Origin of the sequence: Streptomyces phaeochromogenes, from assembly GCF_001418655.1 — a bacterium.
In the GTDB taxonomy this organism is placed as follows: domain Bacteria; phylum Actinomycetota; class Actinomycetes; order Streptomycetales; family Streptomycetaceae; genus Streptomyces; species Streptomyces phaeochromogenes.
The window spans coordinates 1-25,017 of the sequence record NZ_LIQZ01000327.1 but is presented as its reverse complement, the minus strand read 5'-3'; the positions used below and the strand labels follow the sequence as shown (position 1 = coordinate 25,017).

Genomic DNA, 25,017 nt, shown 5'->3' with positions numbered 1-25,017 from the left:
GCACAATGGCCAGGCCGGAGGGGAGTTGGCCTCGTCACACGCCCCGCCCGAGCGACTCGCCCGACGGCATACGCGCACGTCACGGGCAGCGGATGACCTGTCCCGCGTACGAGAGGTTGCCGCCGAAGCCGAAGAGGAGGACCGGGTCGCCGGTGGAGATCTCGCCGCGCTCGACGAGCTTGGACAGGGCGATCGGGATGCTGGCGGCGGAGGTGTTGCCCGATTCGGTGACATCGCGTGCCACGACGGCGTTCACGGCGCCGATCTTCGCGGCGAGGGGCTCGATGATGCGCAGGTTGGCCTGGTGCAGCACGACCGCGGCGAGGTCCTCGGGGGTCAGACCGGCGCGCTCGCAGGCCGCGCGCGCGAGGGACGGGAGCTTGGTGGTCGCCCAGCGGTAGACGCTCTGGCCCTCCTGCGCGAACCGCGAGGGGGTGCCCTCGATACGTACCGCGTGTCCCATCTCGGGCACCGAGCCCCACAGCACGGGCCCGATGCCGGCATCCTCCGCGGCCTCGACAACGGCGGCTCCCGCCCCGTCCCCGACGAGCACACAGGTCGTACGGTCCGTCCAGTCGGCCACGTCGGACATCTTGTCGGCGCCGATGACCAGCACCCGGGTCGCGGCACCCGCGCGTACGGCGTGGTCGGCGGTGGCCAGGGCGTGCGTGAAGCCCGCGCAGACGACGTTGACGTCCATGGCGGCGGGCGAGGGGATGCCGAGGCGGGCGGCGACCCGGGCGGCCATGTTCGGCGACTTGTCGACGGCGGTGGAGGTGGCCACCAGGACGAAGTCGATGTCGTCGGGGGCGAGGCCGGCTGCCGCCAGGGCCTTGGCCGCCGCGTGCGCGGCCAGCTCGTCGACCGGTTCGTCGGGGCCCGCGATGTGCCGCGTACGGATGCCCACCCGGCTCGTGATCCACTCGTCGCTGGTGTCGACCAGTTCCGCCAGGTCCTCGTTGGTGAGGATCCTGGCGGGCTGGTAGTGGCCGACAGCGGCGATGCGTGAGCCGTTCATGGGCGGTCCCCTTGGTTGCCTGGGTAACGGGACTCACCAGTCTGATCAGGTACTCACGGGTACGAGGGCACGTAATGCCACAGGATTGGTGTGCCACCCTTGTCGGCTTCTGTCAGGCCCTCGGACACCCGAGCACCTACCCTGTGAACAATTGGGTGGCCTTCTGCACCAGCTCGTACAGACCATAGGCCAGCGGCGCCCCCACCCAGAGCCAGGCGAAGGCGATCAACGGACGACGGTCGGGCGTGCTGCCCTCAGGCGGACTGCTGTCGCTCGTGGACATCGGAGGCCTCCCTCTGGGCGGGGATGTGATGGCGGGCGTTGACCGGGCGGACGAGTTCGTTGGCGACGAAGCCGATCACGAGCAGCCCGATCATGATGATCAGTGACACTCCGTAGAGGGACGCTCCGGATTTGCCGGCCTCCTCCTGCCGGTCCGCGATCCAGTTGACGATCAGCGGTCCGAGGACTCCGGCGGTCGACCAGGCGGTGAGCAGCCGCCCGTGGATCGCGCCGACCTGGTAGGTCCCGAAGAGGTCCTTCAGGTAGGCGGGGATGGTCGCGAAGCCGCCTCCGTAGAAGGAGAGGATCACCAGGGCGCAGCAGATGAACAGCGGCTTCGAGGAGTCTCCGACCCAGGCGATGAGGGCGTACATCACCGCGCCGACGCCCAGATAGACGCGGTAGATGTTCTTGCGCCCGATCAGGTCGGACGTCGACGACCAGCCGATGCGGCCCGCCATGTTCGCCGCCGAGAGCAGCGCGACGAACCCGGCCGCCGCCGACACCGAGACGGGTGTGGAGGTGTCCGAGAAGAAGTCCGTGATCATCGGGGCGGCCTTCTCCAGGATGCCGATGCCCGCGGTCACGTTCATGCAGAGCACCACCCACAGGCACCAGAACTGCGGGGTGCGTATGGCGCTGTTCGCGGAGACCTGTACGCCCTGGAGCGGCGCCGGAGTGCCGTCGGCCGCGGTCTTCGTGGGGCGCGGCACGCGGACCAGGAACACGCCGAGGGACATGAAGAGGGCGTACGTCAGTCCGTGCACGAGGAATGCCTTGGCGATGCCGGAGCTGTCCGAGCCGAAGGACTCCAGCATCTGCGCGGACCACGGCGAGGCGATGAGCGCGCCGCCGCCGAAGCCCATGATCGCGATGCCGGTGGCCATGCCGGGCCTGTCCGGGAACCACTTGATGAGCGTGGAGACGGGCGATATGTAGCCGATGCCCAGGCCTATGCCGCCGACGAAGCCGTAGCCGAAGACGATCAGCCAGTACTGCTCGGTGGCGGCGCCGAGCGCGGAGAGCAGGAAGCCCGACGAGAAGCAGATCAGGGCGACCGTCATCGCCCAGCGCGGCCCGTTGCGCTCGACGAGTGTGCCGCCGAACGCGGCGGACAGGCCGAGCATCACGATGCCGAGCTGGAAGGGCAGGGCGCTCTGGGTGCCGCTGAGGTCGAGCGCGGACTCCAGGGACGGCTTGAACACGGACCAGGCGTAGGCCTGTCCGATGGAGAGGTGGACCGACAGGGCCGCGGGCGGGACCAGCCAACGGCTCCAGCCCGGTGGGGCTACAGGGGGACTCATGATCCCGGACGATAGGAACCGGTCGGCCGGTTGGGAAGACGGCCACACGAACGCGTATGCCGTGTGCGGTGAACGGTATGCGATGCGCGACGAACGGTCGGTTCGATCCGACGAACGGCATTCGGGCGCCGGGCTCATCCGGACCTTGACCGAACTCGGCTGCTCCACCAAGGGTGTTCGGGACGCGACGCTCAGCGAACCCCGGGCCGCATCCGGCGATACCCGGTGGAGCCCTCAAGCCTGTCGCAGGTGCTGCGCGAACCCTTGCTGCCCCAACTCCCATACTGTAGACAATATTCAGTCGACATGGTTCAACGCTGTTCAGCGTCTCCTCGGTACCCTCGACCGAACGGAGCCCCTCCCGTGAAAGTGGCAGTTCTCGGCGCCGGTGCTATCGGCGCCTACGTCGGTGCCGCGCTGCATCGCGCGGGTGCCGATGTGCACCTCATCGCCCGTGGACCGCATCTCGCGGCCATGAGGCAGCACGGAGTGCGAGTGCTCAGCCCGCGCGGCGACTTCACCGCGCGGACGCACGCCACCGACGACCCGGCCGAGGTCGGCCCGGTCGACTTCGTCTTCCTGGGCCTGAAGGCCAACTCGTACGCGGCGTGCGGGCCGCTCATCGAGCCTCTCCTGAACGACACGACAGCGGTCATCGCCGCCCAGAACGGCATCCCCTGGTGGTACTTCCACCGGCACGGCGGCCCGCACGACGGCCACCGTGTCGAGAGCGTGGACCCGGGCGGCGCGGTCAGTGCGGTGATCGCGCCCGAACGGGCCATCGGCTGCGTGGTCTACGCGGCGACCGAGCTGGAAGGACCGGGAGTCGTCCGCCACTTGGAAGGCACCCGGTTCTCCATCGGGGAGCCCGACCGCTCGGTCTCGGTGCGCTGTGCGGCGTTCAGCGAGGCCATGGTCGCGGGCGGACTCAAGTGCCCCGTCGAGCCGGACCTGCGCAACGACATCTGGCTCAAGCTGCTCGGCAACATCTCCTTCAACCCCATCAGCGCCCTGGCCCGCGCGACCATGCGGCAGATGTGCCTGCACGGCGGTACGCGCCGGGTCATCGAGATCATGATGACCGAGACGCTCGCGGTCGCCGAGGCGCTCGGCTGCGAGGTGGGCGTCTCCATCGAACGGCGGCTGGCCGGCGCGGAGCGCGTCGGCGACCACCGGACCTCGACGCTCCAGGACCTGGAGCGCGGCAAACCGCTCGAACTCGACGTGCTGCTCGCCGCCGTCGTCGAACTCGCGGAGATCACCGACGTCCCGGTGCCCACGCTCCGCACCGTCCACGCCATCTCGGACCTGCTCGCCCTGAGGACCGCCGCATGAGGACCGCCATGAGCACCCGCATGAGGACCGTGAGGACCACCGCATGAGGAAGCGCGACCGAACTCCCAAGACCTACACCCGACTTGAGTATCCGCTGGTCCGCGACTCGCGCGACGAGCCCTTCCGCAGGGCGAGTTGGGACGAGGCCCTGGACCGCGCCGCCCGGGGCCTCGGCGCGGCACGCGACGCGTTCGGCATGTTCTCCTGTGCCCGCGCGACCAACGAGATGAACTACGTGGCGCAGAAGTTCGCCCGCGTGGTCATGGGCACCAACAACGTCGACTCCTGCAACCGGACCTGCCACGCGCCCAGCGTGGCGGGCCTGTCGGCCGCCTTCGGATCCGGCGGCGGCACCTCCTCGTACGCCGAGGTCGAGCACAGCGACCTCATCGTGATGTGGGGTTCCAACGCCCGCTTCGCTCACCCGATCTTCTTCCATCACGTCCTGAAGGGCATCAGGAACGGCGCCCGGATGTACGCGGTCGACCCGCGCCGCACATCCACGGCCGAGTGGGCGGAGAGCTGGCTCGGGCTGAACGTCGGCACGGACATCCCGATGGCGCACGCGATCGGCCGCGAGATCATCCGGGCGGGGCTGGCCAACGACGCGTTCATCGAGCGGGCGACCACCGGCTTCGAGGAGTACAGGCAGCTCGTCGAGCCCTGGACGCTGTCCCTCGCCGAGAAGGTGACGGGCGTACCGGCCGCCGCGATAAGGGAGTTGGCGCACGCCTACGCCCGCGCCGAGCGCGCCCAGCTGTGCTGGACGCTCGGCATCACCGAGCACCACAACGGCACGGACAACGTCCGCGCGCTCATCAACCTGTCGCTCCTGACGGGCCATGTGGGCCGGTTCGGCTCCGGGCTGCAGCCCCTGCGGGGGCAGAACAACGTGCAGGGCGGCGGCGACATGGGCGCCATCCCGAACCGGCTGCCCGGCTTCCAGGACATCCTCGACCCGGACACCCGGCTGAAGTTCGAGTCCGCCTGGGACACCGTCATCCAGCCCCACTACGGGATGAACCTCACCGAGATGTTCGAGGCCATGGAGGAGGGCACGCTCAAGGCCGTCTACTGCATCGGGGAGAACCCGGCGCAGTCGGAGGCCGACAGCGAGCAGGCGATACGGCGTATGCGGGCCCTCGACTTCCTCGTCGTCCAGGACATCTTCCTGACGAAGACGGCCGAGCTCGCGGACGTCGTCCTGCCCGCGACGGCCGGCTGGGCCGAGACCGAGGGCACGACGACCAACAGCGAGCGGCGCGTTCAGCGGGTGCGCCGGGCGGTGGTCCCGCCCGGTGAGGCCCGCGAGGACATCGACATCCTCTGCGACCTCGCCTCCCGAATGGGCCACGAGTGGAAGTACGCGGACTCCGAGGCCGTCTGGAACGAGCTGCGGTCGGTGTCCCCGGACCACTTCGGGATGACGTACGAGCGGCTGGAGGAGCACCAGGGCATCCAGTGGCCGTGCCCGGAGACGGACCGGATCGAACCGACCTATCTGCACGGCCGGTTGTGGGCGTCCGACCCGGCCGAGCGCGGCCGGCTCGCGCCCTTCGGTCTGGTCCAGCACGACCCGCCCGTCGACCTGACGGACGAGGAGTACCCGATCCGGCTGACCACCGGTCGGCGGCTCGACTCGTACAACACCGGGGTGCAGAGCGGCGGTTTCGCCTCGCCGCTGCGGCGCGGTGAGTACGTCGAGCTGTGCCCGGAGGACGCGGAGCGCTACGGCGTGGTGGTCGGCGAGGAGGTCCAGATCTCCTCGCGGCGCGGGGCGGTGGTGGCGCCGGTGTGGGTCGACACCGCGCTGCGGCCCGGGCTCGCGTTCATGACCATGCACTTTCCCGACGAGGTGGACACCAACCAGCTGACGATCGAGGCCAATTGCCCGATCGCGGGGACGGCGGAGTTCAAGGCGTCGGCGATCCGGATCGACAAGCTGCCGGTTGCTATTCAAGTGAGGTGATGTCAAGTGGACCTGCGCTTCGGTGACAGCAAGCCGACGGACGAGGAACGGGCGGCCATCGACACGCTGCTCGGTCCTCCGGAGTCATCGTGGGAGGGCGCCGACCGTTCCGACGCCGACCTCAGGTGGGCACGCGGCGGGCGTGAGGCCCGGGAACGCCGTGACCTGCTGTTGCCGGGGCTGCACGCCGTCAACGACCGGATCGGCTGGATCAGCGAGGGCGCCCTCGACTACCTCTGCCGACGGCTGACCGTGCCGCCGGCGGAGGCCTACGGGGTCGCCACCTTCTACGCGATGTTCTCGGTGAAGCCGCGGCCCGCGACGGTCCTGCACGTCTGCACGGACCTCGCGTGCGCGGCGGCCGGGGCATCGGAGCTGTGCGCGGGCGTCGAGGCCAGGCTCGGCCTCGGCAGCGGTGTCAGCGTCGAGCGCAGCCCCTGCCTGGGCCTGTGCGAACGCGCTCCGGCCGCGCTGGCGGTCAAGGCCGGGGATCCGGTGCGTACGGCCGTGTCGGCGCCCGCGACCGTCGAGCGGGCCGTGCTCGCGGCGAGCTCGCCCGACTCGGCGCCCGAGGAGCCGCCGGCGGCCCTGGCGGTGCCCCAGGCGGGCCGGGCGGGCCATGAGGAGCTCGTGCTGCTGAGCCGCGTCGGTGTGGTCGACCCGGCCTCGCTGGACGACTACCGGGCGCACGGCGGCTACACGGCCCTGCGGCAGGCCTTCGCGATCGGCCCCGCCGGGGTCATCCGCGAGGTCACCGACGCGGGCCTGGTCGGGCGCGGCGGCGCCGCCTTCCCCACCGGCCGCAAATGGCAGGCCACGGCGTCCCAGCCCGACCATCCGCACTACCTCGTCTGCAACGCCGACGAGTCCGAGCCGGGCACCTTCAAGGACCGCGTGGTCATGGAGGGCGACCCGTACTCCCTCGTGGAGTCGATGACGATCGCGGGCTACGCGGTCGGCGCGCACAAGGGCTACCTGTATCTGCGCGGCGAGTACCCGCGGGCCCTGGAACGCATGGAGCACGCCATCGGACAGGCACGCGCGCGTGGGCTCCTCGGCGACGACGTCCTCGGCCAGGGGTACGCCTTCGACATCGAGATCCGGCGCGGCGCGGGCGCGTACATCTGCGGCGAGGAGACCGCCCTCTTCAACTCCATAGAGGGGTACAGAGGAGAGCCGCGGTCGAAACCGCCCTTCCCCGTAGAGAAGGGTTTGTTCGGCAAACCCACTGCCGAGAACAACGTCGAGACGCTGGTCAACGTGCTGCCCATCCTCACGATGGGGGCCCAGGCGTACGCCGCGATCGGCACCGGCAAGTCCACCGGACCGAAGCTGTTCTGTGTGTCGGGCAGCGTGGACCGGCCCGGCATCTACGAGCTGCCGTTCGGCGCGACGCTCGGCGAGCTGCTGGACCTAGCGGGCGTACGTAAACGTTTGCGCGCGGTGCTGCTCGGCGGCGCGGCCGGAGGTTTCGTACGGCCCGACGAGCTGGACATCCCGCTCACCTTCGAGGGCACGCGGGAGGCGGGCACGACGCTCGGCTCCGGGGTCGTGCTGGCCTTCGACGACACCGTGCCGCTGCCTCGTCTGCTGCTGCGGATCGCCGAGTTCTTCCGCGACGAGTCCTGCGGGCAGTGCGTGCCGTGCCGGGTCGGGACCGTGCGCCAGGAGGAGGCGCTGCACCGCATCGTCGACCGGACGGGCGCGGCGGCTGCGTCCGACATCGCCCTGCTCCGCGAGGTGGGCCGCGCCATGAAGGACGCCTCGATCTGCGGTCTCGGGCAGACCGCGTGGAACGCCGTGGAATCCGCCATCGACCGCCTGGGGGCGTACGAATGACCTTGATACCGCTGGGGATCCCCCGCCGTCTGCTGGAGTTCACGATCGACGGTGAGCCCGTGCGGGCCCCGGAGGGGTCGACGATCCTCGACGCCTGCCGGTCGGTGGGCAAGGACGTCCCGACCCTCTGCCAGGGCGACACCCTGACCCCCAAGAACGCCTGCCGCGTCTGCGTCGTCGAGGTCGAGGGCGCGCGCACCCTCGTCCCGGCGTGCTCCCGCAAGGCCGAGGCGGGCATGCAGGTGCAGACGGACACCGAGCGCGCCCGGCACAGCCGCAAGATCGTCCTCGAACTCCTCGCGTCCTCGGTCGACCTCTCGACCACACCGGAGGTCGCCGGGTGGCTCAAGGAGTACGAGGCGAAGCCCGACCGCTTCGGTCCGGACGCGGCCCGTCTCAACGAGGAGCCGAAGGTCGACAACGACCTGTACGTGCGCGACTACGACAAGTGCATCCTCTGCTACAAGTGCGTGGACGCCTGCGGCGACCAGTGGCAGAACACCTTCGCCATCTCGGTCGTCGGGCGCGGCTTCGACGCCCGGATCGCCGTCGAGCACGACGCGCCGCTCACCGACTCGGCGTGCGTGTACTGCGGCAACTGCATCGAGGTGTGCCCGACGGGCGCGCTGTCGTTCAAGTCGGAGTTCGACATGCGGGCGGCGGGTACGTGGGACGAGCCGGCGCAGACCGAGACGACCACGGTGTGCGCCTACTGCGGAGTGGGCTGCAACCTCACCCTGCACGTGCAGGACAATGAGATCGTGAAGGTCACCTCGCCGCACGACAACCCGGTGACCCACGGCAACCTCTGCATCAAGGGCCGCTTCGGCTACCAGCACGTACAGAACCGGGACTGATCAGGACATGGGACGAGTCACGGAACGACGCAAGGTGATCCGCATCCGGGACGGGGCGGTCTCCACCCGCCCGGACACGCTCGTCGCCGAGGAACCACTGGAGATCCGCCTCAACGGCAAACCCCTCGCGATCACGATGCGCACCCCGGGCGACGACTTCGCGCTCGCGGCGGGCTTCCTGGTCAGTGAGGGGGTGCTGGGCGCGGCCGACGAGCTGCAGAACATCGTCTACTGCGCGGGCGCCACGGTGGACGGCTCGAACACGTACAACATCGTCGACGTGCGGACCGCGCCCGGCGTCGTCATCCCCGACATCACCCTCGAACGCAACGTGTACACGACCTCGTCCTGCGGCCTGTGCGGCAAGGCGAGCCTGGACGCGGTCCGTACGACCGCCCGCTGGTCGATCGACGACACGGCGGGCGACACGGCTCCCCCGGTGCGGCTCGAACCCGAACTGCTCGCGAGCCTCCCCGACCGGCTGCGCGCGGCGCAGCGCGTGTTCGACCGGACCGGGGGTCTGCACGCGGCGGCGCTGTTCACGGAGGACGGCGAACTCGTCGACATCCGGGAGGACGTGGGCCGGCACAACGCGGTCGACAAACTGGTCGGCCGCGCCCTCCAGAACGGCTCGCTGCCGCTCTCCCGCACGGTCCTGCTCGTCTCGGGCCGGGCCTCCTTCGAGCTGGCGCAGAAGGCCGTGATGGCGGGCATTCCGTTCCTCGCGGCGGTCTCGGCGCCGTCCTCGCTCGCGGTGGACCTGGCCGCCGAGTCGAACCTGACGCTGGTCGGCTTCCTGCGGGGCACCTCCATGAACGTGTACGCGGGCGAGCACCGCATCGCCCTGCGGGCCGCGGCCTCCCAGGGCTGACCGGTCTCCCCGCTGCACGGCGGCGGGGCCCCCACCCGGCGGGGAGCGCCCCCTGCGCCGGAGGGGCCCTGCTGTTCAAACGCTCGGTTCGCCTCCGGGGCGCGCCGGTGTCGAGAGGGCGACCGTGCTCGACCCTCCTTCGTCGGGCCTCCGCGCTCCCCCACTCTCGGCTTCGCTCGAGCGGGGGGGGACCCCCATCCCTCTCGACACCGGCGCGCCCCTTCGGCTCACTCGCAAGCCAGTAGCCGGCCTGCTTCAGGCGGACTGCTTGCCGGTCAGCCCCTTGCGAAGCGCACCTCGTCGGCCGTGACGACCGTGCCCAGGCGCGGGAAGTCCAGCTTCACCGAGGCCTCGTGTTCGGGGCCGGTGAGGGCGGCCATGGCGTTCTCGACGAAGACGAGGTCGTAGCCGTGGTCGCCGGCGGCGCGGGCGGTGGACTCGACGCCGAGGTTGGTGGCGATGCCGCCGAACACCAGTGTGGAGATGCCGCGTTCACGGAGCCGCTCGTGCAGCCCCGTGCCCTGGAAGCCGCCGATGGTCCGCTTCACGATCTCGATGTCGCCCTCCGCCGCGAGCCCCGCGACCAGACCGCTGCCGGGCGGCTGCTCGTGGACACCCGGCCGCTCCACGCGCACCAGCACGACGAGCGCGCCCACCTGCCGGAAGGCGGACGCCAACTCCTCGGCGACGGCGAGGACTTCGGTCCCCTTGTGGGGCTCCAGGGGCAGTCCGACGATGCGGTCCATCAGATCGACCAGCACGAGGGCTGTGTGGGCGGGGTCGAGGGCCAGGCGGGGTTCCATGTCCGGTGCATTCATGACGGAACGTTAGCCCGCATAAGCCGTCCGTACTGGAAATCCGGATCAACAGGCCGGTGAACCACTCGGGTTGGCCCCCGTTCCACCAACCGGTGGTACAGCCGGACATGACGCTCCGTCAGCACCCGTCCGGAGGTACGACCGGGGCGGGCGCGTACCCCGGAGGCACTTGCCTCGTTGCTCCGGACAACCTCGAACGGGCCCCGTACGCACGGCCCGTCGTCCAGGTAGGAGGCAGTTACTTGGATGCCGGCACCACCCTGCTCGGCTCGTTACTTGCCTGCGCGGGCGTGCTGGGCGCGGCTGTCGTGGCGTACTTGGGCAAGCGGGGCGAGAACGCCCTGAACGGCTACTCCAGCCTGACCGAGAAGCTCCAGTCCGAGCGCGACCGCCTTGAGCGCCAGATCGCCGAACGCGACACGCGCATCGACGAGTTGTCGACGATGCACACCGCCGACCAGTCGGAGATCGCCCGTCTGCGACTCGACATCCACCGACTGGGAGGAGCGCCGTGACCAGTTTCCAGCGGCTGCTTGCCCCGCGCTGGCGCAGCGTCTTCCTCGTCTGCGTGCTGATCGCGCTCAGCGGCATCGCGGTCATCCTGTGGGCCCGGATCGACGCCGGTGACCGCAGGGCGGACGATCTGCGCGCCGAGGCGGACCGGCGCGGCGAGGCCGTCTCGACACTGGCGCAGGACGTACGCGATCTGCGCGCCCAGGTCGAGGCCGGCGGCGGCACCCCGGCGGCCCCCGATCCGTCCGACGCCGTCGACGACCTGATCGACCGGGTGCGCGTGCCGGCCGCCGCCCCCGGCGAGCCCGGCGCCAAGGGCGACCGGGGCGCCACCGGAGCGGGCGGTGCACCCGGTCCCGGCGGCCTGCGCGGACCACGCGGCGAGAGCGGCCCGCCCGGACCGTCGGGCTCCCCGGGCCCCGCCGGACCCTCCGGAGAGCCCGGCGAGCCTGGTCCCGCGGGCGCCGACGGCCTGAACGGGGCGAACGGCACGGACGGAGCGGGGGGCGCCGCCGGGCCGCCCGGTTCCGACGGCTCGCAGGGCTATCAGGGCCCGAAGGGGGATCCCGGCCCCAAGGGCGAGAAGGGCGACCCCGGGGCCTCGTGCCCGGACGGCTACACCCTCCAGGCACCCGCCGGCGACCCGGACGCGCTCGTCTGCCGCAGAAGTGGCGGGGCCGCCCCCGCCCCCGAACCCGCGGGACTCCTCCCGGTGCCGCCGCCGCTCGTCCGACGGAGGGAACTCGCCTAGCCCGGCACGCGTCGTCGCCCGCCCTCGGCACCGGGTGTTCCACAGTCTCCGGGCGGTCGCCCAGGATCACGGAACGGCACCCGCCCGACCGCCGGAACGCGAACCGCCCGACCGCCGAGGGGAGGCGCACACCGCCAAGCGGCACCGAGCCCTGGTCCGCCGTGCGCCAACTTCCCCCGGCACGACCCGTGCACGCTTCTTGTGGGGTGCCTGAGAGCCCAAGTAGCGTCTGTGGCGCGCACGTTGGACGTGGGATGTCCAGATGTCCAGACCTATCCAGACGTCCTGATGTATCCAGATGTCCAGACGCATGAAGGGCAGGTCGCACCATGCCGTCAAGCATTCGCGCACGTCTCAGATCCACTGCTCGCCCGGGTCTCGACTCCACCGCCCGCACACGCCTCTGCTCGACCCTGACAGCGGTTCTCGTCTCGACCGCGCTGCTCGGGTTGCCGGGCACCGCGCACGCCCAACCGGCCGACGGGTCCGCCGAATCCGCGAGGTCCACCGCGTCTTCCGCGTCCACCACGGCCTCCGCGCCCACCGGATTCGAGCAGCAGGTGCTCTTCAAGGCCTCCCAGGATCCCGGTTACGCCTGCTACCGCATCCCGGCCGTCGTGAAGACCACGAAGGGCACGCTGCTCGCGTTCGCCGAGGGCCGGGTGAACGACTGCAGCGACGCCGGTGACATAGACATCGTGCTCAAGCGCTCCACCGACGGCGGTCGCACCTGGGGCCCGCTCCAGGTCGTCAACGAGGGCGCGGGCGACACGCACGGCAACCCCGCCCCGATCGTGGACCGCGAGACCGGCCGCGTCGTGCTGGCGGAGACGCACAACACGGGGCGTCCGGGCGGCGGCAACTGCGATGTCCCGTGCGACCGCACCCCGCACATGCAGCACAGCGACGACGACGGCCGCACCTGGTCCGAGCCGCGCGACCTCAGCGACGAGATTTTGCCCGCCCACTGGAACTCCTGGTACGCGACCGGTCCCGTCCACGGCATCCAGCTGACCCGGGGCAGGCACGCGGGCCGGCTGGTCTTCGGGGTCAACACCGAGACCTGGAACGGCAGTCGAGTGAGTGCCAACCATGCCGCGCTCGTCGTCAGCGACGACGGCGGCGACCACTGGCGGATCGGGGCGAGCGACTCGTGGCCGATCGCGGACGACGGCACGTTCCGGCAGAAGCCGTCCGAGATGACGATGACCGAGGGTGCCGACGGGACGATCCTCGTCAGCGGCCGTGAGCAGGACGGCACCGATCTCGGGCACCGCACCCAGGCGTTCAGCCGGGACGGCGGCAACAGCTTCTCCTCGCCCTTCCGTGCGCTCCCGGACCTCTACACGCCCCAGGTGCAGGGCTCCACGCTGCGGTTGGGCAACCGGATCCTGCTCGCCTGCCCCGGCGACCCGGACCGCCGCCGCACGATGACGGTCCGCTCCTCCTATGACGGCGGACGCACCTGGGACAGCGTGGACCGCGGCACGGTCGTCACGACGGACTGGTCCGGCTACTCGGACATGGTGGGCATCGGCGGCAGCACGGTGGGCCTGCTGTACGAGGGCGGCGCCGTGGACGCGCGCGACGAGATCCGGTTCGCGCGGTTCACCGAGGACTGGCTGGGGCCCCGCCGCGGCCCCGACCCGACCACCGTCGATCGCGCCCCGCGCGCACCCCGCGCGGCGGTCCTCGGCGGAGCCGGGGAGACGGACGGCGTGTTCGGCGGCGCCCTCGAGTTCGACGGCACCGACGACGCCGTACGCCTGCCCTACCGTGACCAACTGCCGCTCGGGACGCAGGACTTCACCGCGTCGCTCTGGTTCCGCTACACCGCGACCACCGGTGAGCAGCCCCTGCTATGGATGGGCGGGGTCGGCGGCACCCAGCCGCAGGTGTGGCTGCGCGGCGAACCCGCGAGCGGGCGCCTCCAGGGGCTGATCACCGTGCGGGACGGCGCGAGCGCCCCGCGGTCCGCGTCCGTGCGCACGACCGGCGCGTACAACGACGGGCAGTGGCACCATCTGGCGCTGCGTCGCGGCGGTGGGCAGCTCACGCTGTTCATCGACGGGAGCCCGATCAGCACCGCGGACGTGCCGGGTTCCGTGAGCCGCAACGGGCCGTTCGGTGTGCACGTCGGGCAGAAGCTGGACAGCCGGGCGCACTTCACGGGCGCGATCGACGACGTCCGGGTCTACGACCGGGCCCTGAGCAACGCCGAGTTGACCGGTGTCCGCACGACGAACGCGCCTGTGACCCGGGACACCGTGCTGTGGCTGCCCATGGACCGGGTGAGCGGCAGCCACTAACGTCCCGGGCGTGCCCGACGACGCCCGAGCACGACAGCGCACGGGGACCGGGATCGGCCTGCTCCTGGCCCTGGTCCTCGGCGCCGTGCTGCTCACCGCCCTCCCGGACGACGAGGACCGGGAGGGCGCCTGCCGGGCCCGTACGGTCAAGTCGTGGGCCGCCGACTCCGGGCTCACGGGCGAGTTCGCGCGGTACGGGGACGACGCCTCGCGGGCCGACGACTGGACCGGCGGCGACGGCACGCACTCGGTGCGGCTGCCGGACGGCCGGGTGCTGTGGCTGTTCTCGGACACGTATCTCGGCCAGGTGTACCGCCCGCCGAACCCGGCGGGCGAGTCCTACGCGTGGCGGGACACGACCGCGCCCCTGGTGCGCAACTCGGCCGTGGTCATGGACGACGGCCGTCTCCAACGCACGCTGCCCGCACCGCTGTTCGCGGACCCGGCCCCGGGCCAGTGGCGCTGGCCGGTGGCCGCCCGGGTCGAACCCCGCTCCCCCGGCTCGTCCGAGCAGGTCGTACGGGTCGTGCTGTGGACCCGTACGACCGGCACGTACCCGTGGATCTACGGGGTGCCGACGGCCACCGAGGTCGCCACGCTCTCGCTGCCCGACCTGCGGCTCGAAGGCATCGTGCGGGTCCTCGACCAGCAGCGGGTCCAGGACCCGGCGAAGCGGGTGCTGTTCGGCACGACCGCGCTGACCGACGACGGGGACTGGACGTACGTCTTCGGCGGCGACGACGCGCGAGCGGCTGCCCAGCCGGCGTCGAAGGCGTACGTCGCGCGGGTGCCCCGGGGCCGGCTGGCGGATCCCGGCGCGTGGCGGTACTGGGACGGCGAGCGGTGGACCATCCCCTCGCTCATGAAGCCCGTGCTGGGCGACGGCGGGCGCAAGGGGGTGGGCAGTGCCTTCACGGTCGCCCGGGACGGGGGCACGTATGTGCTGTTCACGATGGCGGCGGGCGCCGAGGGGCTGACGACGATCACCTCGTACTGGGCGTGCTCCCCCACCGGGCCCTGGCACGGGCCCGGCAAGGGCTTCAGCCCGCCGCTGCCGGAGCAGGGGACGGGCGTAGCCGCGTACAACCCGCAGCTCCACCCGACGGTCAGCCGGGGCAGGCTCGTGCTCAGCTACGACGTCAACTGGCTGGACGCGAACGGCGGTGTCGCGGCACAGGCGAACCTCAGCCGGAACGTGTCCCTGTACCGACCGCGATTCGTGACTCTGCGGCTGGGGCCGGGGTGACGGGCTGTTCCGTCTCGGGGTCGCGGGAGCGGCGTTTGGCGATGACCGCGCACACCATGAGCTGCATCTGGTGGAAGAGCATCAGGGGCAGGACGGCCAGCGAGGCGTGGGCTCCGAACAGCACGCTCGCCATGGGCAGTCCGGACGCCAGGGACTTCTTCGACCCGGCGAACTGGATGGCGATGCGGTCCTCGCGGTTGAAGCCCAGTGCCTTCGAGCCGTACCAGGTGATCGCCAGCATCACGGCGAGCAGCACGGCCTCGACCGCGAGCAGACCGCCCAGGCGCAGCGGGCTGACCTGGTGCCAGATGCCCTGCACCATGCCCTCGCTGAACGCGGTGTAGACGACGAGCAGGATCGAGCCGCGGTCCACGTATCCGAGGACCTTCTTGTGGCGCGCGATGAAGCCGCCGATCCAGCGCCGCAGCAACTGCCCGGCCAGGAAGGGCACAAGCAGCTGGAGCACGATCTTGAGGAGCGAGTCGGCGGAGAAGCCGCCGCCGCTGCCGCCGAGAAGGGCCGCGGCGAGCAGCGGGGTGAGCACGATGCCCACGAGGGAGGAGAAGGAGCCCGCGCAGATCGCGGCCGGAACGTTTCCGCGCGCCATCGAGGTGAAGGCGATCGAGGACTGGACCGTGGACGGGACCAGGGTGAGGAAGAGCAGACCGGTGTAGAGCGAGTGGTTCAGGATCACCGGTTCAAGGCCGCGGGCCGCCAGACCGAGCAGCGGGAACAGCACGAACGTGCAGGCCAGGACGGTGATGTGGAGCCGCCAGTGCCGTACGCCGTCCATCGCCTCGCGGGTGGACAGGCGGGCCCCGTAGAGGAAGAAGAGGAAGGCGATCGCCGCGGTGGAGGCGCCGGACGCGACCTCGGCGCCGGTCCCCCGGGCGGGCAGCAGGGCGGCGAGCCCCACCGTCCCGAGCAGTAGCAGGATGTACGGGTCTATCGGCAGCCAGGACGGCCACTTCAGGCGTTTCACGGTGCTCCGTTGCTCAGTCGATCAGTCGGTCCATTGCCGGCAGTGCCGTGCCGGCGGTTCAGTGCTGGGGCATGCCCTCTCCATCGTCCTCCTCGGACCCTTGATCGGGAATCCGTCATACCACTCTGACTGTCATCATGAATCGCGATAGCCTGAGGAGTGTGTACGACCCTTCACAGCTGCGTACGTTCCTGGCGGTGGCCCAGACACTGAGCTTCACTCAGGCGGCCCGGCGGCTCGGGCTGCGCCAGTCCACGGTCAGCCAGCATGTGCGGCGCTTGGAGGACACCGCCGGGCGACAGCTGTTCTCGCGGGACACCCACTCCGTGGAGCTGACGGAGGACGGCGAGGCGATGCTCGGTTTCGCGCGCCGCATCCTCGAGGCGCACGAGCAGGCGGCGGCGTTCTTCACGGGGACGCGGCTGCGCGGCCGGCTGCGCTTCGGCGCCTCGGAGGACTTCGTCCTCACCCGCCTCACCGAGATCCTGGAAGGCTTCCGTCACGACCACCCGGAGGTCGATCTGGAGCTGACGGTCGAGCTCTCGGGCACCCTGCACGAGCAACTGGCCGACGGGAAGCTCGACCTGGTGCTGGCCAAGCGCCGCCCCGAGGACCCGCGCGGCGAACTGGTCTGGCACGACCGCCTGGTCTGGATCGGCGCGGAGCGGCTCCGCCTGGACCCCGAGCGTCCGGTTCCGCTGATCGTGTACCCGCCGCCGGGCATCACCCGCGCCCTCGCCCTGGAGGCGCTGGAACGGCAGGGCCGCGCCTGGCGCATCGCCTGCACCAGCGGCAGCCTCAACGGTCTCATCGCAGCCGCCCGAGCGGGCCTCGGCGTCATGGCCCACTCCCGCGGCCTCGTCCCGCCGGGCCTGGTCCGCGTCCCCGACCGCGCCGGCCTTCCCGAACTCGGCGAGGTCGACTTCGTCCTCGTACACGCCAAACGCCACACGGCGGCGAAGAGCGCGGCGGACGCGCTGGCGTCGTCGATCCTGGCGGGCGGAAACAAGCTGTACCGAGGCGCACCGTAAGGGGCGCGGGGCTGTCACATCGTGCGGCTCCGCCGCGTGGGCGCGCCCAGCCACAACGCACCTGCAGATGACAACGCACCCCGCGGAGCGCTACCGCGTCCGCTGCTGATAGGTCAGCTGCTTGACCCGCCGCAAGAACGGCGACGTCTCCACATGCTGCACCCCCTCAAGCCGCCCGAGTTTCCCACTCACATACGCATAGAGCGCGGCGGTGTCCCGCGCGACCACCGTGGCGACCAGATTGGACGGACCGGCAGTCGCCGCCGCATGGGCGATCTCCTCGTGCCCGGCGAGCGCACTCCCCACCGCGTCCATCGCCCCGGGCGCAGCCGTGATCCACAGGATGGCCCCGACGGAGAACCCGACCAGCGCGGTGTCGTACTCGATGTCGACGAACAGCGCGCCGGAACCGAGCAGTTGACCGAGCCGCCGCTTGACGGCGGACTCCGACCGCCCGGTGGCCCGCTGCAACTCCGGGTAGGTGGCACGGCCGTCCCGTTCGAGGGCGGCGACCAGCGGCTCGTCCTCGGCGGTGATCCGCGCGGGCCCGGCATCGGGAACCGGCGCCGGACGCAGCGCGGCGACCTGCTCACCGGTGAGCGGCCCGTGCTTGACCAGCCAGCCCACCGGGCCGCCGAAGAACGTGTGCAGCAGCTGGAAGGCCCGGATCTCCACGATGTGGGGCGTCCGCGGAAGCTTGCCGAGCAGCAGGTCGTCCTGGTCGCCCGCGGTACGCGGCCGGGTCATGCAGACGACCTCCGTGCCGCCCGAGGTGAGGCCGATCCAGGCCGTGTCGGGGCGGCGCGCCAGGGCGTTCGCGATGGTCTCCGCGCCGTCCGGCGCGCAGCGCAGCCGGAGGATCCAGTCCTCCCTGCCGAGCTTCCTGTTGTTGCGTACGGCGACGACCCGCAGCCCGCCCTCGGAGAGCAGCCTGCGGTAGCGGCGGGCCGCGGTCTGGTCCGAGACGCCGAGGACGGCGGCGATCCGGCTGAAGGGGGCGCGTCCGTCGACCTCCAGTGCGTGGAGGAGTTCCACGTCGAGCGCGTCGAAAGTGGGGGATTCCATCGGTGGCCCGCGTTTCCGTGTCGGTATCTGCCGTCATTTCGTCGCCGATCACCTGGATCGTCCGGCGTCATCTCATCGTACGAGGGAGGCACGGCGCGTACGAGGACCGCAGGGCGCGGCTCACCCGGCGCGTGCCGTGGGACGATGAGGAGTTGTTGAGGATGCGTACATGGGGACCGCTCACAGCGGTCTGTCTGGGCACGTTCATGCTGCTGCTGGACGTGACCATCGTGATCGTGGCGCTGCCCGACATCGCGCGGGCGCTGGACGCCTCGCTGAGCGATCTGCAGTGGGTCGTCGACGGGTACGCGCTCGCGCTCGCAGCGCTGTTGCTCGCGGCGGGCGCCGCGGCCGACGTGCTGGGCCGGCGCCGGGTGCATGTGGCTGGTGTCGTGCTGTTCGCGGCGGCCTCGCTGTGGTGCGGGCTCGCGTCCGGACCCGGGATGCTGGTGGCGGCCCGCGGGGTGCAGGGGGTGGGCGCAGCCGCGATGTTCGCGACGACGCTGCCGCTCCTTGGCTCGGTGCACCAGGGACGGCAGCGGTCGGCCGCGCTCGGTGTGTGGGGCGCGGTGAGCGGTTCCGCGGCGGCGGTCGGGCCGCTGGTCGGCGGGCTGCTCGCGGAGGGGCCCGGCTGGCGGTGGATCTTCTTCGTCAACCTGCCGGTGAGCGTGGCCTCGGTGTGGCTGACCCTGCGGGTGGTGCCCGAGTCGCGCGGCCCGCGCGAGATGCGGGTGGACTGGGCGGGTACGGCGACGTTCGCGTGCTTCGCGGGGGCGACGACGTACGCGACGGTGCGGGCCGGGTCGGACGGCTGGACGTCGACGCCCACCGTCGTGTCGTACATGCTCGCGGCACTCTCGCTGCTCTGCTTCGTCCTCGCCGAGCGGCGGGCGGCCCATCCGCTGCTCGATCTCGCACTGCTGCGCAGGCCGGCGTTCGTGGGCGTGATGCTGGGCGCGCTGGCCTTCAACGCGGCGGCGTTCGGCGTGATCCCGTATCTCTCGATCTGGCTGCAGACGCTGGAGGGGATGAGCCCGGTGCAGGGCGGTCTTGTACTGCTGCCGCTGACCGGGGCCTCGGTCGTCGCGTCGGTGCTCGTCGGCAAGCTGCTGCACGGCGTCCCGGCGCGGATCACCGTCGGCGGCGGGCTGCTGCTCATCGGGGCCGGCATGTTCTGCCAGGCCGTGCTCGACGCGGGCACCACCTGGACGGTCCTCGTGCCGGGTCTGGTCCTGGTGGGCCTCGGTACGGGTCTGGTGGCGCCGACACTCGCGGGCGCCGCGCTGGCCACCGTGCGGCCCGAACGCGCGGGCATGGCGGGCGGCGCGGTCAACACCTCCCGGCAGCTCGGGTACGCGCTCGGCGTCGCCGTCTTCGGCACGGTCCTCACGTCCCGGATGCGGGACACCCTCCCGCACGAGGCCGCCCACACCCTCGCGGGCGGCGGTGCGGAGGCCCTGCGGGGCACCTTCTCCTCCCACACCCTCCACGCGGCCTTCGCCTCGGGCCTGAACACCGCAGCCGTAGTGGCGGGTGTGACGGGAACGCTCGCGGGTGCGCTGATCCTGGTGCTGGTGCGCGCACCTCGCCCGCGCGGGGCCTCGCCGCTCGACAGCCCGGCTCCGGATAAGAGGGTCCCGGCGCCGCGCCTCTGACCTGGCCCGAAGCCCCTGGGGCAGCCCTGCAGGGGCGCCCTCAGGGGCGCGAGGAACTGCGCGCTCAGCCCGGACGAACCCGCACGTCACCCACGACAGGCACCCCGAACGCCCGCCCCGCCGGGCCGACTCAGCGAACCGGTAAGCGGGTCGTACAGATTCCGTGGAGATTACGGGTCCGAAACTTACGGAAGAGTAAGGATTCTGTCCCGGCCAGCACCATTGTGGCCGTATTTCAACTGTTGACCAGTGCGTACGCCCGCCCTCACACGGATTCGGCGCCCCTCCCGCCGAGGAGCATGGTGGGGTAGCTTTCACGGCGCTGTGGAGCACCACAAGGAGCGGGGATTGCGCGAGTTCACCAACCCTCCCCTGGCGTCGGCACCGCCGGTGGGCGGCCTGGCCGATGCCGTGTTCGAACATGCCCAGGAGGATCCGCTCTACATCGCACTCGGCCGCAAGGACGACGAGGGCCAGTGGCGCGATGTGACGTCCGCCGAGTTCCGGGACGAGGTCCTGGCGCTCGCCAAGGGTCTGCTGGCGCACGGCATCCGGTTCGGCGACCGGGTCGCGATCATGTCCCGTACGCGTTACGAGTGGACCCTCTTCGACTTCGCGCTGTGGTCGATCGGCGCGCAGGTCGTGCCCATCTACCCCACCTCGTCGGCCGAGCAGGTCTTCTGGATGCTGCACGACGCGCAGGTGTCGGCCGCGATGGTGGAGCACGAGGACCACGCGATGACCATCGCCACGGTCATCGACCGGCTCCCGACCCTGCACAAGCTGTGGCAGCTGGACACGGGCGCGGTGCAGGAGCTGTACGAGGCCGGCGGCCACATCGACGACGAGGTGGTGCACCGGCACCGGCGGGCGGTCACGCCCGAGTCGACGGCGACGATCATCTACACGTCCGGAACGACCGGCCGCCCCAAGGGCTGTGTCCTCTCCCACGCCAACTTCATGTTCGAGTCGGACACGGTCACCGAGCGCTGGGAGCCGCTGTTCCACTCCAAGCGCGGCGACCAGGCGGCCACCCTGCTGTTCCTGCCGCTCGCGCACGTCTTCGGGCGGATGGTGCAGGTCGCGGCGATCCGCGGGCGGGTCAAATTCGGCCATCAGCCGCAGCTGAACGCGGCGGCCCTGCTGCCTGATCTGGCCGCGTTCCAGCCGACGTTCTTCCTCGCGGTGCCGTACATCTTCGAGAAGGTCTTCAACGCGGCGCGCAGGAAGGCGGAGCGGGAGGGCAGGGCGGGCCCGTTCGAGAAGGCCGTCGAGGTCGCCGTGCGCTACGCGGACGCGGCGGAGGCGAAGGCGTGGGGCATCGGCCCCGGGCCCTCGGCGGCACTCCGGGTGCAGCACCAGCTGTTCGACAAGCTCGTCTACTCCAAGATCCGTGCCGCGATGGGCGGTCGCATCAAGCACGCGATGTCCGGCGGCTCGGCGATGGACCGGCGGCTCGGGCTGTTCTTCGCGGGCGCCGGCGTGCAGATCTACGAGGGGTACGGGCTCACCGAGTCCACGGCCGCCGCGACCGCCAACCCGCCCGAGCGCACCCGGTACGGCACCGTCGGGCAGCCCATCCCGGGCACGACCGTGCACATCGCGGACGACGGCGAGATCTGGCTGAGCGGCGCCAACGTCTTCCAGGGTTACCTCAACGACCCCAAGGCCACCGACGCGACACTGCACGACGGCTGGCTCGCCACCGGTGACCTGGGCGCGCTCGACGAGGACGGCTATCTCACCATCACCGGGCGCAAGAAGGAGATCCTGGTGACCTCCGGCGGCAAGAGCGTCTCGCCGGGGATCCTGGAGGAGCGGGTGCGCGACCATCCGCTGGTCGCGCAGTGCATCGTCGTCGGCAACGACCGGCCGTACATCGCGGCGCTCGTCACCCTCGACGGGGAGGCCGTCGAGCACTGGCTGCAGATGCGGGACAAGCCCCAGCTGACTCCGTCGGAGCTGGTCCGGGACCCCGACCTGGAGACCGAGGTGCGGCGCGCCGTGGTCGCCGCGAACACCCTGGTCTCCCAGGCCGAGTCGATCCGCACGTTCCGGATACTGGCCCACCAGTTCACCGAGGAACACGGGTTGCTGACGCCCTCCCTGAAGCTGAAGCGCAAGGCGATCGAGAACGCGTACGGGGCGGAGGTCGAGGCGCTCTATCGGGCGTAGCACGCCCCGGTCAGCGGCGCGGGGAACGGCGCGACCAGCCACAACCGGTCTCCAGTTGACATACATCCTTGCCTGACGGTTCATCACATATCGATGCGTCAGATATTGACGCATCGTCAGATCGCACGGATCATTTCGGTCACCCGACGGAGGGGGACCGACCGTGTCGCGACCGATCCGAACCATCGCCGCCACTGCGGCCGCAACCGCCCTGCTCCTGGTGAGCGCGTGCAACTCCGCCTCCACCACGGGGAGTTCGGAGGCCGAGGACTCCGTACGCGGAGTCTCCGACACCTCCGTCAAGGTGGGTGGCATCGTGTCGATGACGACCGCCAGCGGGTACTCGAAGAAGGACACCGACCTCGGGGCCAGGGCCCGCTTCGACCGCGCGAACGCCGAAGGCGGGGTGAACGGGCGGAAGATCGACTACCTGGGCGCCGAGGACGACGGCCAGGATCCGGCCAAGAACCTCACGGCGGCCCGCAAACTCGTCCAGCAGGACAAGGTGTTCGCGATCGCGCCGATGAGTTCGACGACGTTCTCCGGCGCGGACTTCCTGCAGAAGCAGAAGGTCCCCACCTTCGGCTGGGGCACGCTGCCGTCCTTCTGCGGGCCCACGTACATCTACGGCTTCGGCGGCTGCATGGTGCCGATGCCCGGCGGCACCATCTCGCAGACCTGGCCCGAGGGCCTCAAGAAGGTGCTGGGCGGCTCGACGGGCAGGAGCGTGGCGATCCTCGCCAACGACAGTGACGCCGGGACGTTCGCCATCCGCACGTACAAGCAGAGCTTCGCATCGGCCGGATTCAAGGTGACGTTCGCGAAGCCGTCGGTGCCCGCGACCTCCGTGCCGAACGACTGGTCGGCGTACACGAAGGAGATCCTGCGCAGCAACGGCGGCAAGGCACCGGACGCGGTCGTCTCCGTGATGCAGACCCCGTACAACATCGGCCTGTTCACGGCGATCAAGCGCGCGGGGTACACCGGGCTGCTCACCGATCCGACCGACTACGACCCCGGGCTGCTCGCGAAGAGCGCGACGAAGAAGGCGCTCGACGGGGTGCACGTCCTGCTGTCGTTCCAGCCGTTCGAGCAGGACAGCGCGGCGATGACGCAGTTCAAGAAGGACATCGCGAAGGCGGCCGGCAAGGACGTACCCCTGAACATGCACATGATGACGGGCTATATGTCGGCCGACCTCTTCCTCGCCATCGCCGAGAAGGCCGGCAAGAACCTGACGGTGGCGTCCTTCCAGAAGGCGGCGGACGGGTTCACGGACACCGGCACGATGGTCGGCGACCGGGCGGAGCCCAAGGGCCAGAAGGAGTCGTTCGGCTGCGGGGCGCTCGTCCAGCTCAAGGACGGGAAGTACGCCGTCTCGTCGCCCTTCGAGTGCTATCCGCCGATCCCCTTCAAGTAGACGCGACTTCAAGCAGGCACGACTTCAAGCAGGCACGGGCGAAGGTGACTTCACGACTCGGGGATTTGGGGATTTAGGGACTCGGCATGGCGGACCTTCTCGGATTCGTACTGAGCGGACTGGTGTCGGGTGCGCTGTACGCGCTGCTCGCCACCGGTCTGGTGCTCTCCTACTCGGCCTCGGGCCTCTTCAACTTCGCCCACGGCGCGACCGCGTACCTGTGCGCGCTCGCCTTCTACGAGCTGCACTCGGGCTTCGGCTGGCCCGCCGTACCGACGGCCGTGCTGTTGGTGTGCGTGGCGGCGCCCGCGCTCGGCTGGGGTCTCGACCGGCTGATGTTCCGCAAGCTGGCGCGGGTCGGTGAGACGGCCCAGATCGTCGCCACCATCGGGCTGTTGGTGGCGCTGCCCGCGCTCGGACTGTGGATCGTCGAGCTGCTGGAGGACGCGGGCGCGTCGGTGAAACCGGCCGAGAACCAGTTCGGGCTGCCGGGTGTCGGGCCGAGTCCGGCCAGGTCCTGGCAGTTGACGGACGGTGTCGGCATCGACTCGGACCAGCTGATCACCTGGGTCGCGACGGCGGTGGTGGCAGTCGGCCTCTGGATCCTGATGCGGCACACCCCGCTGGGGCTGAAGCTCCGGGCGGCCGTCGACGACCGTTCGCTGGTGGAGCTGCGGGGGCTGAGCGCGGACCGGCTGTCGTCGATCGCGTGGATGCTGTCGTCGGCCCTCGCGGGCCTCGCGGGCGTGCTCGCCACTCCTCTACTCGGCCTGTCGGCCCACGACTTCACGCTCTTCCTCTTCGTCTCGGCGACGGCGGCGGTCCTCGGGCGCTTCGTCTCCATCCCGTTGGCGTTCGCGGGCGGGCTCGGGCTCGGGGTGCTGCAGAACCTGGTCGCCGGGTACGCGGGCTTCGCCGAGCGGATCACCGGATTCCGTACCGCCGTACCGTTCCTGATCCTGTTCGCCGGGCTGCTGTTGCTCACGCGGCGCAGCCGTACGGCGGGGACGGCGGCCGTGGACGCGCCGCCGGTCGACTATCTGGCGGGCCGTTCCCGGCTCCGGCGGTGGGGACCGTGGGCGACGGCCGCCGTGCTGCTCGCCGTGGCCTTCTACACGGTGACGACCCCCTTCTGGAGCGGCATCCTCGCCCAAGGGCTCGCCCTGTCCCTGGTGTTCGTCTCCTTCACGGTGGTTACGGGGCTCGGCGCGATGGTGTCGCTGGCGCAGGCGACCTTCGTGACCGGGGCGGCGCTGGTGGCGGGGCTGCTGATGAGTCATGGCTGGCCGTTCGTGGCCGCTGCCGCCGTGGGGACGTGCGCGGCGGCGGTGCTCGGTGCGCTGGTGGCGCTTCCCGCGCTGCGGCTCGGCGGCCGTTCGCTCGCCCTCGCGACCCTCGCGCTCGCCTTTCTGGCGGACCAAGTCCTTTTCCAGATCGGCTGGTTGAGGAACGGTGACACGGGGTGGTCGATCCCCCGGCCGGTCTTCGGTCCGGTGGACCTGAACGACGACCGGGCGTTCGGTGTCGCACTGCTCGTGCTGGTCACCGCGGCCGTCGCCGCGCTCAGCGCGCTGCGC

General features: G+C 70.9%; 20 protein-coding genes. 14 read left to right on the top strand and 6 right to left on the bottom strand.

What is annotated here, in order from left to right:
- Positions 1 to 79 precede the first annotated feature (79 nt).
- The 3 genes from AOK17_RS35810 to AOK17_RS35805 all read right to left on the bottom strand — a co-directional run bounded on the left by AOK17_RS35810 (position 80) and on the right by AOK17_RS35805 (position 2,604).
- A complete protein-coding gene (locus AOK17_RS35810; RefSeq protein ID WP_055616770.1) occupies positions 80 to 1,018 on the bottom strand; it encodes a beta-ketoacyl-ACP synthase III in 939 nt (312 codons plus the stop codon).
- A 136-nt stretch (positions 1,019 to 1,154) separates the two neighbouring features.
- Positions 1,155 to 1,301, bottom strand: coding sequence for an MFS transporter small subunit (locus AOK17_RS54110; protein WP_326727680.1), 147 nt, complete (start codon positions 1,299 to 1,301; stop codon positions 1,155 to 1,157).
- Positions 1,273 to 2,604 (bottom strand): OFA family MFS transporter, encoded by a 1,332-nt coding sequence (locus tag AOK17_RS35805; RefSeq protein ID WP_055616769.1) that lies wholly within the window; start codon positions 2,602 to 2,604, stop codon positions 1,273 to 1,275. The genes AOK17_RS54110 and AOK17_RS35805 overlap by 29 nt, the downstream gene beginning before the upstream one ends.
- Before the next feature lie 363 nt (positions 2,605 to 2,967).
- On the opposite strand from AOK17_RS35805, the gene AOK17_RS35800 reads away from it, so the two are divergent.
- From AOK17_RS35800 to fdhD, 5 genes are read left to right on the top strand one after another with little or no spacing between them, the layout of a single operon-like run.
- Complete coding sequence (locus tag AOK17_RS35800; RefSeq protein WP_055616768.1) at positions 2,968 to 3,939, top strand: 2-dehydropantoate 2-reductase; 972 nt, start codon at positions 2,968 to 2,970, stop codon at positions 3,937 to 3,939.
- A 43-nt stretch (positions 3,940 to 3,982) separates the two neighbouring features.
- The gene (locus AOK17_RS35795) at positions 3,983 to 5,908 is read left to right on the top strand and encodes a molybdopterin oxidoreductase family protein (RefSeq protein ID WP_055616767.1); all 1,926 of its coding nucleotides are present in this window, start codon (positions 3,983 to 3,985) and stop codon (positions 5,906 to 5,908) included.
- A gap of 6 nt (positions 5,909 to 5,914) precedes the next feature.
- Positions 5,915 to 7,747, top strand: a complete 1,833-nt coding sequence (locus AOK17_RS35790) for an NAD(P)H-dependent oxidoreductase subunit E (RefSeq protein ID WP_055616766.1) — start codon at positions 5,915 to 5,917, stop codon at positions 7,745 to 7,747.
- The gene (locus AOK17_RS35785; protein ID WP_055616765.1) at positions 7,744 to 8,604 is read left to right on the top strand and encodes a 2Fe-2S iron-sulfur cluster-binding protein; all 861 of its coding nucleotides are present in this window, start codon (positions 7,744 to 7,746) and stop codon (positions 8,602 to 8,604) included. Before AOK17_RS35790 ends, AOK17_RS35785 begins: the two co-directional genes overlap by 4 nt.
- A 7-nt stretch (positions 8,605 to 8,611) precedes the next feature.
- Entirely contained in the window at positions 8,612 to 9,475 is an 864-nt protein-coding gene (gene fdhD / locus AOK17_RS35780) for a formate dehydrogenase accessory sulfurtransferase FdhD (protein ID WP_055616764.1), read from the top strand.
- Between the two features lie 275 nt (positions 9,476 to 9,750).
- On the opposite strand, the gene AOK17_RS35775 is transcribed toward fdhD, so the two are convergent.
- Positions 9,751 to 10,278, bottom strand: a complete 528-nt coding sequence (locus AOK17_RS35775) for an isochorismatase family protein (RefSeq protein ID WP_055616763.1) — start codon at positions 10,276 to 10,278, stop codon at positions 9,751 to 9,753.
- Positions 10,279 to 10,400: 122 nt separating this feature from the next.
- Here AOK17_RS35775 and AOK17_RS35770 point away from each other — a divergent pair, with 122 nt between their 5' ends.
- The 4 genes from AOK17_RS35770 (at position 10,401) to AOK17_RS35755 (ending at position 15,112) form a co-directional block, all read left to right on the top strand.
- Entirely contained in the window at positions 10,401 to 10,808 is a 408-nt protein-coding gene (locus AOK17_RS35770) for a hypothetical protein (protein ID WP_245697573.1), read from the top strand.
- The gene (locus AOK17_RS35765) at positions 10,805 to 11,557 is read left to right on the top strand and encodes a hypothetical protein (RefSeq protein WP_055616761.1); all 753 of its coding nucleotides are present in this window, start codon (positions 10,805 to 10,807) and stop codon (positions 11,555 to 11,557) included. The genes AOK17_RS35770 and AOK17_RS35765 overlap by 4 nt, the downstream gene beginning before the upstream one ends.
- Before the next feature lie 329 nt (positions 11,558 to 11,886).
- Positions 11,887 to 13,866 carry a sialidase family protein gene (locus AOK17_RS35760; RefSeq protein WP_055616760.1) on the top strand — a complete coding sequence of 660 codons (1,980 nt, stop codon included), beginning with the start codon at positions 11,887 to 11,889 and terminating at the stop codon, positions 13,864 to 13,866.
- Positions 13,867 to 13,876: 10 nt separating this feature from the next.
- Positions 13,877 to 15,112: a DUF4185 domain-containing protein gene (locus AOK17_RS35755; protein ID WP_055616759.1), complete on the top strand. Its 1,236-nt coding sequence runs from the start codon at positions 13,877 to 13,879 to the stop codon at positions 15,110 to 15,112.
- Here the strand turns inward: AOK17_RS35755 and AOK17_RS35750 are convergent.
- Positions 15,051 to 16,094 carry a bile acid:sodium symporter family protein gene (locus AOK17_RS35750; protein WP_107102582.1) on the bottom strand — a complete coding sequence of 348 codons (1,044 nt, stop codon included), beginning with the start codon at positions 16,092 to 16,094 and terminating at the stop codon, positions 15,051 to 15,053. The two genes, AOK17_RS35755 and AOK17_RS35750, sit on opposite strands and share 62 nt — an antisense overlap.
- 161 nt (positions 16,095 to 16,255) lie before the next feature.
- Between AOK17_RS35750 and AOK17_RS35745 the strand changes: the two genes are divergently transcribed.
- On the top strand, positions 16,256 to 17,125 hold the full coding sequence (locus AOK17_RS35745) for a LysR substrate-binding domain-containing protein (RefSeq protein WP_055616758.1): 870 nt from the start codon (positions 16,256 to 16,258) through the stop codon (positions 17,123 to 17,125).
- A gap of 90 nt (positions 17,126 to 17,215) precedes the next feature.
- Here the strand turns inward: AOK17_RS35745 and AOK17_RS35740 are convergent, their stop codons facing one another.
- A complete protein-coding gene (locus tag AOK17_RS35740; RefSeq protein ID WP_055616757.1) occupies positions 17,216 to 18,190 on the bottom strand; it encodes an Lrp/AsnC family transcriptional regulator in 975 nt (324 codons plus the stop codon).
- Between the two features lie 161 nt (positions 18,191 to 18,351).
- On the opposite strand from AOK17_RS35740, the gene AOK17_RS35735 reads away from it, so the two are divergent.
- The 4 genes from AOK17_RS35735 to AOK17_RS35720 form a co-directional block, all read left to right on the top strand.
- Positions 18,352 to 19,845, top strand: coding sequence for an MFS transporter (locus AOK17_RS35735; protein ID WP_055616756.1), 1,494 nt, complete (start codon positions 18,352 to 18,354; stop codon positions 19,843 to 19,845).
- Positions 19,846 to 20,193: 348 nt separating this feature from the next.
- Positions 20,194 to 22,020 (top strand): AMP-dependent synthetase/ligase, encoded by a 1,827-nt coding sequence (locus AOK17_RS35730; RefSeq protein WP_055616755.1) that lies wholly within the window; start codon positions 20,194 to 20,196, stop codon positions 22,018 to 22,020.
- Positions 22,021 to 22,183: 163 nt separating this feature from the next.
- Entirely contained in the window at positions 22,184 to 23,440 is a 1,257-nt protein-coding gene (locus AOK17_RS35725) for an ABC transporter substrate-binding protein (protein ID WP_055616754.1), read from the top strand.
- Between the two features lie 86 nt (positions 23,441 to 23,526).
- Positions 23,527 to 25,017: ABC transporter permease subunit (locus AOK17_RS35720; RefSeq protein WP_425424664.1), on the top strand; the 1,491-nt coding region annotated here is incomplete at its 3' end.

What these genes read in the sequence shown, in the direction of transcription:
- AOK17_RS35740 (WP_055616757.1), bottom strand. Translation starts at nt 18,190, where the DNA reads ATGGAATCCCCCACTTTCGACGCGCTCGACGTGGAACTCCTCCACGCA.
- AOK17_RS35810 (WP_055616770.1), bottom strand. Translation starts at nt 1,018, where the DNA reads ATGAACGGCTCACGCATCGCCGCTGTCGGCCACTACCAGCCCGCCAGG.
- AOK17_RS35795 (WP_055616767.1), top strand. Translation starts at nt 3,983, where the DNA reads ATGAGGAAGCGCGACCGAACTCCCAAGACCTACACCCGACTTGAGTAT.
- AOK17_RS35760 (WP_055616760.1), top strand. Translation starts at nt 11,887, where the DNA reads ATGCCGTCAAGCATTCGCGCACGTCTCAGATCCACTGCTCGCCCGGGT.
- AOK17_RS35785 (WP_055616765.1), top strand. Translation starts at nt 7,744, where the DNA reads ATGACCTTGATACCGCTGGGGATCCCCCGCCGTCTGCTGGAGTTCACG.
- AOK17_RS35735 (WP_055616756.1), top strand. Translation starts at nt 18,352, where the DNA reads ATGCGTACATGGGGACCGCTCACAGCGGTCTGTCTGGGCACGTTCATG.
- fdhD (WP_055616764.1), top strand. Translation starts at nt 8,612, where the DNA reads ATGGGACGAGTCACGGAACGACGCAAGGTGATCCGCATCCGGGACGGG.
- AOK17_RS35805 (WP_055616769.1), bottom strand. Translation starts at nt 2,604, where the DNA reads ATGAGTCCCCCTGTAGCCCCACCGGGCTGGAGCCGTTGGCTGGTCCCG.
- AOK17_RS35770 (WP_245697573.1), top strand. Translation starts at nt 10,401, where the DNA reads ATGACGCTCCGTCAGCACCCGTCCGGAGGTACGACCGGGGCGGGCGCG.
- AOK17_RS35775 (WP_055616763.1), bottom strand. Translation starts at nt 10,278, where the DNA reads ATGGAACCCCGCCTGGCCCTCGACCCCGCCCACACAGCCCTCGTGCTG.
- AOK17_RS54110 (WP_326727680.1), bottom strand. Translation starts at nt 1,301, where the DNA reads ATGTCCACGAGCGACAGCAGTCCGCCTGAGGGCAGCACGCCCGACCGT.